Annotated in this window: 10 protein-coding genes and 9 tRNA genes; 12 read left to right on the top strand and 7 right to left on the bottom strand. The window is 52.9% G+C overall.

The features are described 5' to 3' along the window. Positions 1 to 117 precede the first annotated feature (117 nt). The 6 genes from G461_RS0120670 (at position 118) to G461_RS0120645 (ending at position 9,244) form a co-directional block, all read left to right on the top strand. Positions 118 to 999: a LysR family transcriptional regulator gene (locus G461_RS0120670; protein ID WP_026973277.1), complete on the top strand. Its 882-nt coding sequence runs from the start codon at positions 118 to 120 to the stop codon at positions 997 to 999. A 98-nt stretch (positions 1,000 to 1,097) separates the two neighbouring features. Next, positions 1,098 to 2,177 carry an efflux RND transporter periplasmic adaptor subunit gene (locus tag G461_RS0120665; RefSeq protein WP_026973276.1) on the top strand — a complete coding sequence of 360 codons (1,080 nt, stop codon included), beginning with the start codon at positions 1,098 to 1,100 and terminating at the stop codon, positions 2,175 to 2,177. Continuing rightward, a complete protein-coding gene (locus tag G461_RS0120660; RefSeq protein WP_026973275.1) occupies positions 2,174 to 5,254 on the top strand; it encodes an efflux RND transporter permease subunit in 3,081 nt (1,026 codons plus the stop codon). The genes G461_RS0120665 and G461_RS0120660 overlap by 4 nt, the downstream gene beginning before the upstream one ends. Next, a complete protein-coding gene (locus G461_RS0120655; protein ID WP_026973274.1) occupies positions 5,244 to 6,701 on the top strand; it encodes an efflux transporter outer membrane subunit in 1,458 nt (485 codons plus the stop codon). Before G461_RS0120660 ends, G461_RS0120655 begins: the two co-directional genes overlap by 11 nt. Positions 6,702 to 6,818: 117 nt before the next feature. After that, positions 6,819 to 8,036 carry a sodium/glutamate symporter gene (gene gltS, locus G461_RS0120650; protein ID WP_026973273.1) on the top strand — a complete coding sequence of 406 codons (1,218 nt, stop codon included), beginning with the start codon at positions 6,819 to 6,821 and terminating at the stop codon, positions 8,034 to 8,036. A 152-nt stretch (positions 8,037 to 8,188) separates the two neighbouring features. Beyond that, positions 8,189 to 9,244, top strand: coding sequence for a patatin-like phospholipase family protein (locus G461_RS0120645; RefSeq protein ID WP_245587199.1), 1,056 nt, complete (start codon positions 8,189 to 8,191; stop codon positions 9,242 to 9,244). A gap of 202 nt (positions 9,245 to 9,446) precedes the next feature. Here the strand turns inward: G461_RS0120645 and G461_RS0120640 are convergent. The 6 genes from G461_RS0120640 to gltX form a co-directional block, all read right to left on the bottom strand. Beyond that, positions 9,447 to 9,522 (bottom strand) — tRNA-Ala (locus tag G461_RS0120640). 19 nt (positions 9,523 to 9,541) lie between these two features. Further along, positions 9,542 to 9,617: transfer RNA gene (locus G461_RS0120635), tRNA-Ala, on the bottom strand. A 19-nt stretch (positions 9,618 to 9,636) separates the two neighbouring features. Beyond that, positions 9,637 to 9,712: transfer RNA gene (locus tag G461_RS0120630), tRNA-Ala, on the bottom strand. A 185-nt stretch (positions 9,713 to 9,897) separates the two neighbouring features. After that, the gene (locus G461_RS0120625; protein WP_084429423.1) at positions 9,898 to 11,586 is read right to left on the bottom strand and encodes an ATP-binding SpoIIE family protein phosphatase; all 1,689 of its coding nucleotides are present in this window, start codon (positions 11,584 to 11,586) and stop codon (positions 9,898 to 9,900) included. Positions 11,587 to 11,588: 2 nt separating this feature from the next. After that, positions 11,589 to 11,900 carry an STAS domain-containing protein gene (locus tag G461_RS0120620; protein ID WP_026960735.1) on the bottom strand — a complete coding sequence of 104 codons (312 nt, stop codon included), beginning with the start codon at positions 11,898 to 11,900 and terminating at the stop codon, positions 11,589 to 11,591. 196 nt (positions 11,901 to 12,096) lie between these two features. Beyond that, positions 12,097 to 13,584: a glutamate--tRNA ligase gene (gltX, locus tag G461_RS0120615; protein WP_026973270.1), complete on the bottom strand. Its 1,488-nt coding sequence runs from the start codon at positions 13,582 to 13,584 to the stop codon at positions 12,097 to 12,099. A gap of 262 nt (positions 13,585 to 13,846) precedes the next feature. Here gltX and G461_RS0120610 point away from each other — a divergent pair. From G461_RS0120610 to G461_RS0120585, 6 genes are all read left to right on the top strand, one after another. Beyond that, positions 13,847 to 13,922 (top strand) — tRNA-Val (locus G461_RS0120610). 6 nt (positions 13,923 to 13,928) lie between these two features. Further along, positions 13,929 to 14,004, top strand: a tRNA-Val gene (locus G461_RS0120605). 6 nt (positions 14,005 to 14,010) lie between these two features. Then, positions 14,011 to 14,086 (top strand) — tRNA-Val (locus G461_RS0120600). A gap of 39 nt (positions 14,087 to 14,125) precedes the next feature. Further along, positions 14,126 to 14,201: transfer RNA gene (locus tag G461_RS0120595), tRNA-Val, on the top strand. Between the two features lie 6 nt (positions 14,202 to 14,207). Next, positions 14,208 to 14,283 (top strand) — tRNA-Val (locus tag G461_RS0120590). A 39-nt stretch (positions 14,284 to 14,322) separates the two neighbouring features. Then, a tRNA-Val gene (locus G461_RS0120585) sits at positions 14,323 to 14,398 on the top strand. A 73-nt stretch (positions 14,399 to 14,471) separates the two neighbouring features. Here the strand turns inward: G461_RS0120585 and G461_RS0120580 are convergent. Further along, complete coding sequence (locus tag G461_RS0120580; protein WP_157360382.1) at positions 14,472 to 15,017, bottom strand: hypothetical protein; 546 nt, start codon at positions 15,015 to 15,017, stop codon at positions 14,472 to 14,474. Positions 15,018 to 15,032: the final 15 nt, after the last annotated feature.

Here is a 15,032-nt window from a genome sequence, read left to right as displayed (position 1 = left end):
GCGAAAACTTCGCTACCCCCATCACATTTTTTTTCGATAGAATAAATAACATATCTGTAATTTATCAATTAGTGAAAAGTTCTGAGTAATCAGCTCATTACTGTTCGAGTCTAGAAAATGCGTACCGAAAGTTTAAGCCTGTTTATAAGTGTGGTGGAACATGGCAGTTTCTCCGCGGTCGCAAAAATCTTGGAGCTTCCCCGCGCCAACGTTAGTCGCCGTATTGCTGAACTAGAGCAAGAGCTGGGTGTAACGCTATTCAACCGCACAACCCGCCACCTTAGCCTGACACCGCTAGGACAGCTTTACTATAACGACGTTACAGTGGCGATGAACGCCTTAACCCAAGCGCAGAGCAATCTAACCCAAGCCACTCAGGCTCCTTCAGGTCGGGTTAAGTGGGGGCTTCCACCAACCGCAGATATACGCACCACTCAGTTGGTTGCTGACTTCCAAGCCCTCTACCCCGACATTGATGTAGAGATGTTTGTCACCTCCGACAGCTACAGTAATTTCTTTCGACTTGGCCTCGACGTTGCCATCCATGCCGGTGAGCTTACTCCTTCTGACTTGGTGGTACACAAAATCGCCGAGTCATCCAACCGGATTGTCGCTAGCCCCGAGTTTATCGAGTCCCACGGCCGCCCACTCGACCTCAACAGCCTCCAAGCGCTACCCTGTGTTTGCATACGCTGGCCACAAGGTGTATTGGAAGATGTCTGGGTCACACAGAATGGACAAGTGAAGGTAAGACCTACACTTGCCACCAACAGCCTGGAACTGCTGTTGAAGATAGTGCTTCAAGGACGAGCAATTGGTTTTCTTCCTGAGCTACTTGCCCTTCCCCACATCCAGCAAGGTGAGCTAATAGATGTGCTTCCCGCCTATGTATCGACACCGATGGATGCCTACTTGGTCTATCCCAAGCGCGATGGACTGCCTCTAGCCAATCAACTTTTTATTGATTTCCTGAAGACCGAACTACCGAAACAATTGTAATTGTCACGAAAATAGTGACGCTGAATATCAATTTGTTTGTCTAATAATGACAAAACGCTTGCTCTACACTACATCCAAAATTACGGAGGTATTGAAGTATGGCTGTAGATCGTGTTCACCTAAGCGTACTTGCAACCGCACTGCTGGCACTGGCTGGCTGCGAAAATTCAGTTGAAGTGGTCGAGAAAACACCTCGACCAGTTCAAGTGTTAACCATTAGTCAAAATAACCTTGCCTTGTCGCGCAGCTTTTCTGGGATTGTCGAATCGCAGAAGCAGGCCTCGCTGGCTTTTCGCGTACCCGGCACCCTAACCGAAGTGCTGGTCAGCATGGGCGACCATGTGGAACAGGGCCAGCTACTGGCACGCCTCGACCCCCACGACTACCAAGTGACTCTGGCAGAACTTAATGCCCGTTTGAGCGAAGCCGAATCGAGCAAACGCTTGGCAAAGATCGAGCTGGATCGCGTAACCCAAGCTAACCAAGCCGACGCTGTCGCCGAGGTCAATCTTGATCGCGCGCGAAGTGGCTATGAGCGTGCCAGCGCTGCGGTTGAAGTGGTTAAGCGCAATATTCAAAAAAGCGAAGACGCCCTCACCTACACCGAACTACGAGCGCCTTTTGCTGGTGTAATCGCTCATCAAGGTATTGAAAACCATGAGCAAGTCGCCCCCGGCATTGCGGTGTTTGAACTGCACCAGCCAGAGCGTCTGCAAGTTGAAATCGATGTACCAGAAAACCTGATCACCGCATTTAGCGCAGGCATGCATGCCCAAGTGAATCAATCACGTAGCAGCAGCAGCGATCAAGCCGAAGTAAGCGAAGTGGCCAGCAGACCTAACCGTTTGAAGCGTAGCTTCCCGGTTAAACTGCAACTGCACAGCAACAACTTGGCGCTCGTGCCCGGGCAAGCCGTCGACATCAGCCTGGAGCTACCTCAGCAAAGCCAGCAGTACTGCCTGCCTTACTCTGCGATTAGCAGCCAGCACGACCAGCAAGTGATCTACATCGCTGAACGCAACCAAGCGGTACCAGTCCCTGTAGAAAAGCTAGAGATGCGTGCCAAGCAGGCCTGTGTCGAAGCGCAGTTAGCACCCGGTCAACAAGTCATCGTCGCGGGTGTTGACTACCTCAAGCCATACAGTGAGCTTGGTCCATTGTTGGAGACTGAGTTATGAAAATCGTAGAGTTGCTGTTAAAGCAGCGCACCTTCATAGCCTTCTTTAGCGTGCTGTGCGTCATTGCCGGCCTAGTTTCCTATCATCAACTAGGCAAGCTGGAAGACCCCTCGTTTACCGTTAAAACCGCGGTGGTGGTGACGCTCTATCCGGGGGCTAGCGCCGAAGAAGTGGAGCAGCATGTCACCGATAATGTAGAGATTGAGCTGCAAACGCTGGAAAATCTTTACCGCCTGCGCTCGTTGTCGCGCCCGGGTGTATCAATGATCTTCGTCGATCTCAAATCCAACCTGACCAACGACGACCTACCGCAAGAGTGGGACTTACTGCGTCGTAAGGTCAACGACGTTAAGTTCAAGCTACCACCCAGTGCCCAAGTGAGCATTGTGCAAGACGAGTTCTCCGAAGTGTACGGCATGCTCTTCGCCGTTACCGGTGATCGCATCGACAACCGTCAGCTGCGCGAGTACTCCAAAGAGTTGCAGCGTCGCTTTAATACCATCGACGGTATTCGCAAGGTCGAGCTACATGGCATCACTCAGCCAGTGGTCAACATAGACATCGACAAAGAGCGCCTGATAGATCTAGGCCTATCTCCTTTGCAGCTGATCACCCAGCTTCAAGCACAAGATGCGCGTCTCAATGCCGGTTCTCTCGCCATCGACGGTCAGCGCTTTCGAATCGACCACCCTAGCGCCTTACATAGCGTCCAAGACATCGAAGAGCTAACCGTACAAGGCGGTATCAATGTGCTGGGCAGCAATCTGGTTCGCTTGGGTGATCTTGCCAGCTTTACCTTGGACGAGCAGGTTACCGGCTCGGTAACCACCCGCTTTAATGGCAAAGATGCAGTGGTACTCGCAGTGAGCCCGGCTGGTGGGATCAACGTGGTCTCACTCGGTGACCAACTCAAAGACATGATCGCCGAGTACCAACAGACCCTACCTGTGGGTATTGATATCGATATCGTCGCGTTTCAGCCTGATGAAGTGAACGACGCCATCAACGACTTCCTAATTAACCTGGCGCAAAGCCTGGGGATTGTGGTGGTCGTGCTGTGGCTGTTTATGGGCTATCGAAGCGCGGCCATTGTCGGCGCCAGTCTGCTAATGTCGATTCTGCTAACGCTGATCTATATGAATTTCACCGGCGTCGATCTGCAGCGAGTTTCGCTGGGCTCCTTCATTCTCGCCTTGGGGATCTTGGTCGATAACGCCATTGTGATCACCGACCTATTTTCGAACAAGTGCAAGCAAGGCTTGTCTCCCTATCAAGCAGCTGCCTCAGCCGTAAGTGAAATGGCCGTCCCGCTATTGGGCGCAACCGTAATCGCTATTATGGGTGTACTACCGGTGCTGCTCGCGTCTACTGAGGTGGCCGAGTTCTCGATCTCGGTATGGCAAGTGATGAGCTCATCGTTGCTGTTCTCATGGGGTGTTGCAATGGTGCTCACGCCAGTGATGTGCATCTGGTGGCTAAGCCCTAAAGACGGCGAGCACAACACCAGCAACGACAAGCGCAACTCACCCTATCGCCAAGCAGTAGCCTGGACGGTGGCGAATCCAATGAAAGCGCTGGCGGGGCTGATTCCGCTACTGGTTGCCACTGCAATCGCCATCCCGCATGTGCCGGTTAACTTTATGCCCGGCTCAGCTCGCCCCATCGTGTTTCTCGATTATTGGCTGCCCAATGGCTCAGACAATCAGCAAACCTCCGCCGATATGCGTGAGATTGAAAACTGGCTGATGGCGCAACCGGAAGTAGAGCACATCTCCAGCTATGTCGGTGCCAGTGCACCTCGCTTCGCGGTAACCGTTGAGCCAGAGCCTAACGATCCGGCCTATGGGCAGATCTTGATCAGCACCGTAGACTTTGAGTCGATCCGCCCCTTGGTTGAACGAGGCGATGAATGGTTGGCCCAGCATTTCCCACAAGCCGAGCCACGCTTCCGTCCACTTAAGATGGCCACTGCTGATAAGTTCAGTATCGAAGCACGCTTTATCGGCCCCGATCCTCAGGTGCTGCGCGCCTTGACCGAGCAGGCCAAAGACATCATGGCTGCTCACCCTAATACCAAGTACATCCGCGATGATTGGCGCAAGCCAAGCAAACAGATCCACCCACATATTAACTTGGAGGCCGCACGCCGAGCAGGTATCAGCCGCAGCGATATCGCAGCCGCGATGCGCGCAATAGATGAAGGCTTGCCCGTCGCCATGCTGCACATCGACAACCGACAGGTTCCGATCAACCTGCGAGTTGCCAACGTAGATATGGACTCGCTAAGTAGCTTGCCAATCTCGTCCATACTGGGGCAGCACAGCGTACCCTTGGGCCAGGTGGTCGATAGCTTCGAGCTGCGTAACGAGCAAAGCATTATCTATCGTCGCGACCGTCTACCCACCATCACCGCCCAAGCGGATATATTCGGTGCCACCGCCTCCGATGTACGTAAAGAACTGGCTCCCATGCTCGAAGCCATTGAGTTGCCAAGCGGCTACCGCATGGTCTGGGGCGGCGAGTACTACGATGAGCATCGAGTAGTGAAGGACGTGATTGATCAGCTGCCAGTCGCCGGATTGGTGATGGTCATCATTATGGTGGCACTGTTTAACGGACTGCGTCAGCCGCTGATCATTCTGGTCACCTTGCCGTTGGCCGCCACTGGTGCGACCTTCTCACTGCTGGCCTTTGGCAAACCCTTCGGCTTTATGGCACTGACTGGTGCGATCTGCCTAAGTGGCATGATCATTAAAAATGGCATTGTCCTGATGGACCAGATTGGTCTTGAGCGGAAAAATGGCAAAGGCCTGTTCGAAGCCATCCAAGACGCCACACTCAATCGTACCCTGGCAATTTCTATGGGCGCGCTTACCACTGCGCTAGGCATGATCCCGCTGCTCAGTGACACACTGTTCGACCAGATGGCAGCGACCATCATTGGCGGACTGATGGCTGCCACCATCCTGTCACTGTTTATTATGCCGGCCTTGTACAGCCTGGCATTTCGAACCTGGCGAAAACCCCAAGCGTCAGAGCAACCCACCTTATCTGAGGAGGCACAACATGATGCGTAATACCTTGAGTGCGATAGCCATCGCAGCGCTACTTAGCGCCTGCTCCATGACACCAGAAGCGCCTCAGTCGGAGCTGGGCTTACACAGTGAGTTTCTCTATCAGTGCGAGCTAGCAACACAAGCCAGTCAGCAACTGCATTGGTGGAGTGGGTTCGAGGACCCAATGCTGAATGAGCTGGTAGAGCAAGCCCAACAGCAAAACATCACCTTGCAGGTGGCAGCTGAGCGGGTGAAAGCCGCTCAGGCCTATCAGCAAGCCGTGAACTCGCTGAAAGTCCCGACAATCTCACTAGGTGGTGGCTACAGTTCATTCCGCCTTAGCGAAAATGAAGCCTTAGCAGGACCAATCGTGGGGGCATCAGTGATGGGGCAACCTTTGGTTGATAACCAATCCGGTAACTTCTTCCTCGGCGCTGGCATCGTGTGGGAAGCCGACTTGTTCGGGAAGATTGATGCCATGAGCCAAGCTGCTGCAATACGCTCTGAGCAGGTTACGCTCATGCAGGATGGCTTACAGATAGCTATTTCAGGCGAGCTGATTAGCAACTACTTTCATATGCGCGGAGCTCAGCAGCGTCAGTTAATTGTTGAAAAGTCTATTGACGATCAACTACGTGCAATTTCTCTGATTGAGACTCTGGTCGATACCGGGATCGCATCGCAGCTCGATTTGGCGCGCTCCAAAGCCATGCTCGCCAGCACCAAGGCACTGATGCCACAACTCGCCAGCGCAGAGACGGTACATAAGCAGCGCATCGCCATCATCCTTGGCGACAACAGCCGAGAGTTACAGCAGCGTTTGTCAGAAGTAGACGCACTTCCTGACTTTGCTGGAGTCATTCCGGTTGGCCTGCCTTCAGAGCTGCTGCAACGCCGCCCTGACATCAAGGCTCAAGAGCTGGAAATGGTGGCACAAAACCACGAGCTGGGTGCAGCCATTGCCGCACGTTACCCTAGCTTTTATCTAAGCGGTTCGCCGGGCCTGCTGGCCAAAGACTTTGATAAGCTATTTGAGAGCGATTCAGGGGCCTGGTTGGCGACGGTAGGCCTAAAGTGGAACGTGTTCGACGGAGGTCGCTCAGAGGCCCAAGTTGCGCTAAAAGAAGCGCAACTGCAATCGGCGGTACTCGGTTATCAAGACTCAGTAAACACTGCGATTGCTGAAGTAGAGATGCTACTCAAGGCCTATGGGGATAATCATCTGTATCATGAAAAAGCCAGCGAAGCCCAGCACTACGGCGAAACAGCCTTGGCGCGCGCCAACACCTTGTATCAGGCCGGCTTGATTGATCAGTTAGAGCTTATCGATGCCCAGCGCCAGCAGCTCGCTCTGGATGAGCAAGAGCTTAGTGCGCGCATGCAAACAGCTCAATTAGTGGTTAATCTGCACAAAGCGCTCGGGGGAGACTGGACAGCCAGCGAGAGCAATACAGATTTAACCAACTAAGGGTATACCTGAACAAACATTCTTGAGGTTGTTCAGGTATATAGCTAAATAAGACAAGACTCACTTCGCGCTACCGCTTGTAGGTAGCGCTCTATATCTTAATTTTGGGGAAGCCACATGGAAATCGATGGAAATCTGATCCACATCAGCTCCTTTTTTGCGTTTAATTTGGGGATTGTTGTGCTGTTTATTGGTCGCCGTTTGACCAAGCAAATCAACTTTCTTAGCCACTTTAATATTCCGGAGCCGGTGAGTGGTGGCTTGTTGGTTTCGGTGCTGATCGCACTGGTCTATGCCGCCAGCGGCTATGAAATCAGCTTCGATCTCACCAGTCGCGATATCTTGTTGGTGTACTTTTTTACCACCATTGGTATCAACGCCAGCCTCGGCGATCTGCTAAAGGGCGGCAAGCCGCTGGTTATCTTGCTGGTGATTACCATCAGTTACATGTTCCTACAAAACTTCACTGGCATCGGCGTGGCCAGCCTGTTTGACCTGCCGCATTCGGTAGGGCTACTTGGCGGCAGCGTGTCCTTGATCGGCGGTCACGGTACCGCGATTGCCTGGGCGCCACGGATCAGCGAAAACTTTGGCGTAACCAACGCGATGGAGATCGGCATCGCCTGTGCCACCTTCGGACTTATCTTGGCTAGCTTGATGGGCGGCCCCATCGCCCAGTTCCTGATCAAACGCCACAACCTGAGCCCCAGCCACGACGAACCGCTGGATGTAGGGGTAGATGAAAGCGATGACGCGCAGAGAATTACTGCACTGGGTTTTCTCGATGCCCTGCTAGCACTGCACGCCTGTATGCTGGTCGGCTTTATCCTCAATGAATCGCTGGAAGCGGCGGGCCTACAGTTGCCGCTGTTCGTCACCTGCTTGTTCGCTGGTATCCTTATCACCAACTTTGTGCCTAAGTCTCTGCCGCGCATTACCGGCACCGAATGGCCAGCACGCCAACCTGCAATTGCGCTAATCTCCGAGATTGCGCTAGGTACCTTCCTGGCAATGTCACTAATGAGTATGCAGCTTTGGACGCTGATTGACTTGGCAGGCCCTATCTTTGCCATTCTCACCGCTCAGTTCGTGATTGCTGTTGCCGTTAATCTGCTCATCGTGTTCCCCGCGATGGGTAAAAACTACGACGCAGCAGTAGTGTGTGCAGGCTTTGGCGGTATCTCGCTGGGCTCTACCCCCACTGCGATGGCCAATATGTCGGCGGTAGCACAGCGTTATGGCAACTCGCACTTGGCCTTTATCGTGGTACCGTTGGTGTGTGCCTTCTTTATTGATATTGCCAACGCATTCATTATTCCTTGGCTGTTGGGGTAGCGATGATGAAACCAGTAATGTTCGGCCAGTTAACTTTGGTGAGGCCCCCCAATCTGTGCGCAATGATGCGAGCACTGTTGGTGGTTAGCCTGTTGATATTGAGTGGTTGCTCTAGTAGCCCGCAAAGAAATGCCTCACAAGAGTCAGAGTCGATGAATCCTCTCGCGACACAAGGATTGCGTTACTGGGACGGTGACCATCAAAATCCTTCGGACCACGCGATTTACCGCGAGATGCTAGAGCTCATTGGTAACAAGGACGAAGATTACCACTTTCAACACTTAGCGCTATCCGGCGGTGGCCTTGATGGTGCGTTCTCTGCGGGTATTCTCAACGCGTGGAGTGATGCGGGGAACCGACCAGAGTTTGATGTGGTAAGTGGCATCTCCACTGGCGCCATTGTCTCAGTGTTTGCCTACCTCGGTAGTGATTACGATGAGGATCTTCGCCGCTACTATACCGACACCCCGCCGGCTGAGATGTTCAAGCTCAACTCCTTGTTTAAGGTGTTTTCGCGCAATGCCCTTATCAATACCGAAGGCTTTGAGCTCAAAGTGCGCACGGCAATAGATGCTGACATGATCGAGAGGCTGGCGCACGAGCGAGAAAAAGGACGATTACTACTGATCGGTACCACCAGCCTTGATAATGAGAAGATGGCACTATGGGACATCGGCCGGATAGCGCAAGTCGGCAGCGAGGATGCACAAACCCTGATTCAGGATATTGTCATCGCCAGCAGCTCGATTCCCGGCGCGTTCCCAGCAAAGCTGATCAATATCGACGATGGTGAGCAGCAGTTTGATGAACTGCATGTCGATGGTGGCGTGTCGCGTCAGGTATTTCTCATTCCGCAATGGCTGAGATTTGACAGTGCTAGTGGTCACTTAGGACAGACCATTTACGTCATTCGCAATGGCAGCTTGGTGCCCCGTTATCAGGTCACCGAAAACGACCTCGGCGAAGTTTCTCGCCGCTCCTTATCGACGATAATTCGTAATCAAGGGATTGGCGATGTGGAGTTTATCTACTTTTACTCTCAGCACCACGGCCTGGACTTTCAGCTTGCGCATATCGGCCCAGACTTCGATCGTGACGAGCTAGACCCGCACGACTTGGAGTACATGCGCCAGTTATACCAATATGGCTACGACAAGGCCTCTGACGAGCAGCTATGGCTGACCGAACCTCCGAGTATCATGCGATAACAAGACCGCTGCTCAAGGCGATACAGAGAGCCCACGGCAATACCGGCTGACCCTCGAGGTCGGCCTTTTTATGCCGCTAAGAATAAGTAATACCAGTCCGAATAAGTAGATGTTCAGATGTTGCGCAGGAAATCATTGAGGCAGGATCGCGCCTTTGAATCGCAGATACAAAAAAGGCCCGCGTTAGCGAGCCTTTGATGTTTGGTGGAGCTACGCGGGATCGAACCGCGGACCTCTTGCATGCCATGCAAGCGCTCTCCCAGCTGAGCTATAGCCCCGAAATCTCGGAAGTGTATTTGGTGGAGCTACGCGGGATCGAACCGCGGACCTCTTGCATGCCATGCAAGCGCTCTCCCAGCTGAGCTATAGCCCCGAAATCTCGGAAGTGTATTTGGTGGAGCTACGCGGGATCGAACCGCGGACCTCTTGCATGCCATGCAAGCGCTCTCCCAGCTGAGCTATAGCCCCAAACACACTGGCTGCTTTAGGGCTGTGCCCTGAAAGCGATGCGAATAATACGAATGCCGGTTTAGTGAGTCAACTCTTTTTGTAAAAAGGCTGATTGTTTGCACACTTTCTACTCATTGCAGCGGTAATTGCAGGTTTTCAGTTTGCGCGGCAGTGAAATTAAGCACTTAGACCGCCTGCGTTGCTTAGCCGTGATCGTCCAATCGGAACTGCGCTACCACCCGCTTGCCTTCATCGAAATACTCCACCGACGAACACAGGGCCTGCACGAGCTGGATCCCGCGCCCACTCAGATCGCCAGAGCCCGGCTCATCCAAGGACTCGGGCTCGAAGCCCTTACCGTTATGGCTCAGCTCCACGCTAAAGCCCGGTTCCGGTAACTTGGTAAACTCCAACTTGATATGGATCTTGGCCTTGGTCAGCTCATTCAGCGCCTGCTCGCGTAGCTGATAGTAGTGGGCAAAGCCCAGCTCGTCTTGCTTCACCGAGGAGTCCAGCTCCAACAGGCCATGCTCCAAGGCATTGCTAAACAGGTCGCTAACCACCGCCGCTAACAGCCCTGAGTTAGTCTCGCCAATCCCCAGCTCTTCGAGTACCGGCATCATCAGTGACACTGGCGATGCCTTGGCCAAGCTGCGCCCCTGCAAGGTCATCTGCCATTGCCAGTCATCGAGGTCAAACACCTCCGGCTCGCTGTGTTTGGGCGGTGGTGAGTCGTTGCTCAAGGTAATCGGCACGTGCACCAAGGACTGGTCATCGGCCTGAGGCACATCTTCGCAGAACTGCGCCAAGGATTGCTCGATGGCCGGGATCAGGTTGCTTAAGTCCTCGCCGCCATGCAAGCACGCGAGCAAGCGCTCTTCGCCAAAGGCATGCTCGCGCTCGTTAACCGCTTCTACCACCCCATCGCTAAACAGCAACAGGTGCTGCAGCTTGTTTACCGAGACTTGGCTGAACTCAATGTTGATCTCGCGGCTGATCCCCAGCGCTATCGACTCCGCCGCAAAGCGCTGGCTGACTTGGCCATTTTCGAACAACCACGCATCAGGCATACCAGCATTAAACACCCGCAGCATATTGGTATTACGCGAGATCACCACCATAGTACAGGCCATAAACATATGAATCGGCAGTACCTGATGTAGCCGCTTGTTGATTCGCCGAATAATCTGTTTGGCGCTAAAGCCGCGCCGGGTCAGCCCGTGGAACAGCTCCGCCACCGGAGTGCTAGCAATCGCTGCTTGCAAGCCGTGGCCGGTGAAATCGCCCAACAAGATATGCTGGTCGCCATTGGGGCTGTATTCGGTAAACACCACGTCACCGGAGAAGATAGCGGCGCTTTTAATCGAGAAGTTAATATCGGCAAGGGCATGGGGCGAGCTGGCAATCATGCCGCTGAATACCCGCTGCGCCATCCGCTCGTCTTGTTGCATCTGCTTGTGCAGCTCGGCCAGCTCGTTGTGCAGGCGGCGGGTGCGCTCGAAGCCCAGCGCCTTGGCTTTGAGTACTGACTGATTGACCGGCTTAAACAGAATGTCGTCGCCGCCACAGGCGATACAGCTCACCAGCGCTTCGACTTCGTTTAGGGAGGTCACAAACAGTACCGGTACAAAACGTTCACCGGCGAGGGTTTTGATCTGACGGGTTGCCGCAAAGCCATCCAGCTCGGGCATCATCACGTCCATAAAGACGATATCGACGGTTTGTGCGGCAAACATCTCCACCGCCACCAAGCCATTCTCCGCCTCCAGCACGTCGTAGCCCATCTGCACCAGCACACGACACAGCAGGGTGCGGTTGATTTTGGTGTCGTCGACCACCAATGCCACTCCCTTGGCTGGACGCTCTAAGAAGGAGAGGACATTGGGTTCCAAAGTTAGCTCTCGATTTTGATTAACTTATCGAAATTGGCAACTTCTAATACCTTGAGGATGGCTGGCGAGGGCCGGCGGATCACCAGATCGCGGGCTTGGGATTTTTCGGCATGTTCTTTAAGCAGCAGCATCATGCCCAGCGCAGAGCTGTCCATGTATTCGGCAGCGCTAAGATCGAGCACCAACAGCATGCCATCGATGGCTTGGTCCTTATAGCTGCAACGAAAATCTTGATGCTTAGAGTAATCAAAACGGCCTTCGACGGTTATCACCAATTCTCCGTCTTCGCTGTTAAGCCGGCTTTGAATCGACATTGTCACTCCTTGTACTCCGTCCATTAGCTAACAGTATGACTTTCTTAGTAATCGGTCAATATGCTCTAGAAGCATACAAGCAAAATTACCGAGTTGCCAAAGGCTAATGATAGTTTTCATTAATTCACGTAAGGCAGCGCATAAAACATCAAAAAAAAGGCGACCATCGGGCCGCCTCTTCATCAACTAACGCATCTTAGATGCTGGCCTTGTAGGCCTTATACGCTTTGTCGAGCGACTTAGCCTGCTTCTTGCTCACACCAATGTGACCCAGTGCCACGCGCAAACGGGCGCGGGTTAGATCTGAGCCCAGCACTACCATAGCATCCACCACCGAGGTCGAGCTGGTTTTACCGGTAATTGCCACAAAGATTGGCTCTAGGAAGTCGCGGATCTTAAGTTCCAGATGACCCGACAACTGCTTGGCCACGCCAAACACGGTGTCTTTGTCCCAGCTACGCTGCTCTTCCAGCTGCCAGATAAACATCTGTAACAGTGGACGCACTTGTTCCACATCCAGCTTGCCAGCAGTTAGCAGCTCAGGGTCATACTCAGGCAGGCCTGATACAAAATGACCGGCCAATGGCGCAAGATCGCTAAAGGTTTCCATACGCGGCTTGGCTTGCTCAAGGATACTCAGCAGGGTCTCTTTGTTGTAAGCCCACTCCGCCAAGCGCTCTACCAACTGCTCGTCGCTCAGCTCTTCGCGGATCCACAGGCCGTTGAGCCATTTCAGCTTCTCAACGTCGAATACCGGACCGCCCAGTGACACGCGCTTCATATCGAAGTTAGCGATCATCTCATCAAGGGAGAACTTCTCACGCTCATCGGGCATTGACCAGCCCATACGGCCCAAGTAATTGAGCAGCGCTTCTGGCATAAAACCCATCTTGCGGTAGTAGTTCACGCTGGTTGGGTTCTTACGCTTACTTAGCTTGCTCTTGTCCGGGTTACGCAGCAGTGGCATATGGCCCAGCTCTGGCGCTTCCCAACCGAGGTCTTCGTATAGCTTAAGCAGCTTAGGCGCAGAGTTTAGCCACTCTTCACCACGGAATACGTGGGTGATGCCCATCAGGTGATCGTCCACCACGTTCGCCAGGAAGTAAGTTGGCAGACCATCGGCCTTCATCAGCACCTGCATATCTACCTGCTCCCATGGAATTTCCACTTCGCCACGCAGGTAATCGGTGAACTTGAAGCTGCCCGACTCTGGCACCTTCATACGGATCACATAAGGCTTGCCTTCTGCCAGGTTGGCGGCAATCTCTTCGGCAGTCAGCTTCAGGCCACGACCGTCGTATTTAGGCTGCAGGCCTTCGGCCATTTGCGCCTTGCGCATCTCGTCCAGCTCTTCGGCGGTAGCGAAGCAGTAGAAGGCCTTGCCTTCATCAATCAGCTGCTTGGCATACTGCTGGTAGATCTCGCTGCGCTCACTTTGACGGTAAGGACCACGATCGCCGCCGCAATCCGGACCCTCGTCCCAGTTCAGACCCAACCACTTCAGGCTGTCGTAGATAGCCTGCTCAGATTCACGCGAGCTACGCGCCTGATCGGTATCTTCGATACGCAGGATAAACTCGCCGCCGTGCTGCTTGGCAAAGCAGTAGTTAAACAGGGCGATATAGGCGGTACCGACATGGGGATCACCGGTAGGTGACGGTGCGACACGAGTACGTACAGTCATGATTCTTCTCTATATAAAGCGGACTTATCAATTGCGGCGGATTTTAACACAGATTTTTCGCCGCCACAGGCCATGCATCGCTGCTTTTCGTGACTTTTATCTGAGTCTTAGGGCCTGTTTTTAGGCTATTATGCTCGACTATTCGCCGCTAATGGATGTTTTTTGCGCGAACGCGATTTTCTACCAAAAATCCGCTTGACCCAATCATAGGGGATAGGTAGTATTCGCCTCCGTTGAGAGGGCACAGCCCAAACAACAATGTGGTCGCTTAGCTCAGTTGGGAGAGCATCGCCCTTACAAGGCGAGGGTCGCTGGTTCAAGCCCAGCAGCGACCACCACTTTTAGGTTGCTTAGCTCAGTTGGGAGAGCATCGCCCTTACAAGGCGAGGGTCACTGGTTCAAGCCCAGTAGCAACCACCAAAATTCGGTCGTTTAGCTCAGTTGGGAGAGCATCGCCCTTACAAGGCGAGGGTCGCTGGTTCAAGCCCAGCAACGACCACCAAATTCCAATAGCCGTTATTAACGTCTATTACCCAAATTCGGTTGCTTAGCTCAGTTGGGAGAGCATCGCCCTTACAAGGCGAGGGTCACTGGTTCAAGCCCAGTAGCAACCACCAAAATTCGGTCGTTTAGCTCAGTTGGGAGAGCATCGCCCTTACAAGGCGAGGGTCGCTGGTTCAAGCCCAGCAACGACCACCAAATTCCAATAGCCGTTATTAACGTCTATTACCCAAATTCGGTTGCTTAGCTCAGTTGGGAGAGCATCGCCCTTACAAGGCGAGGGTCGCTGGTTCAAGCCCAGCAACGACCACCACATAAAAAAACCTGCTTTCGAGCAGGTTTTTTGCTTTCTGAGTAATATTACTTCTGCACTAACTTTCCTATCTCTACAAGCTCGTAGTTGCGCAAGAAGTTAAGGCTTCATCCTCATCCAACTCTAAATACTGATTTAAAGCATCGACCATGACCTGAGCTGATTCCTCCGAGTGAATCCCGTTGACCACTTTCACAACCTGCTCCTCCCCCAATAAAGCATGGAGCTCATAGGATATTGCAGTGGATGAATGCTTGAGTCCTGTTGTGGTTTCTGTTTTCTGGTTTAGATAGAAACACTTGATGTCGGGAGTAGGATAGATACCTCCGCCCCACCAAGGAACGGGGTAGTGGGAAACTTTAACCAATGACGAGTTCACAGTAATCTTCGTTCGGTTTAGCCAACTCGCGAGGGCGTAGTAAACAAAAATTGCTGAGACAACTTTGTGAATGACTGGGAGAAAGAGGATATCGAACTCCCCACCCAAGAAAAAAATCCACAACACCGCAAATACAGAAGGAATGAGCGACTCCCAACCTATCCAAGCTCTCCGGATGGTCATACCGTCAGCATCTGTGGATACAGTGATGTTGCTAGGGTAAGTGATTTCGCTATCCATGCTTATCTTTACCAT

Origin of the sequence: Aliagarivorans marinus DSM 23064, from assembly GCF_000429485.1 — a bacterium.
Lineage (GTDB): Bacteria > Pseudomonadota > Gammaproteobacteria > Enterobacterales > Celerinatantimonadaceae > Aliagarivorans > Aliagarivorans marinus.
This window is presented reverse-complemented; position numbering and strand designations above follow the sequence as displayed.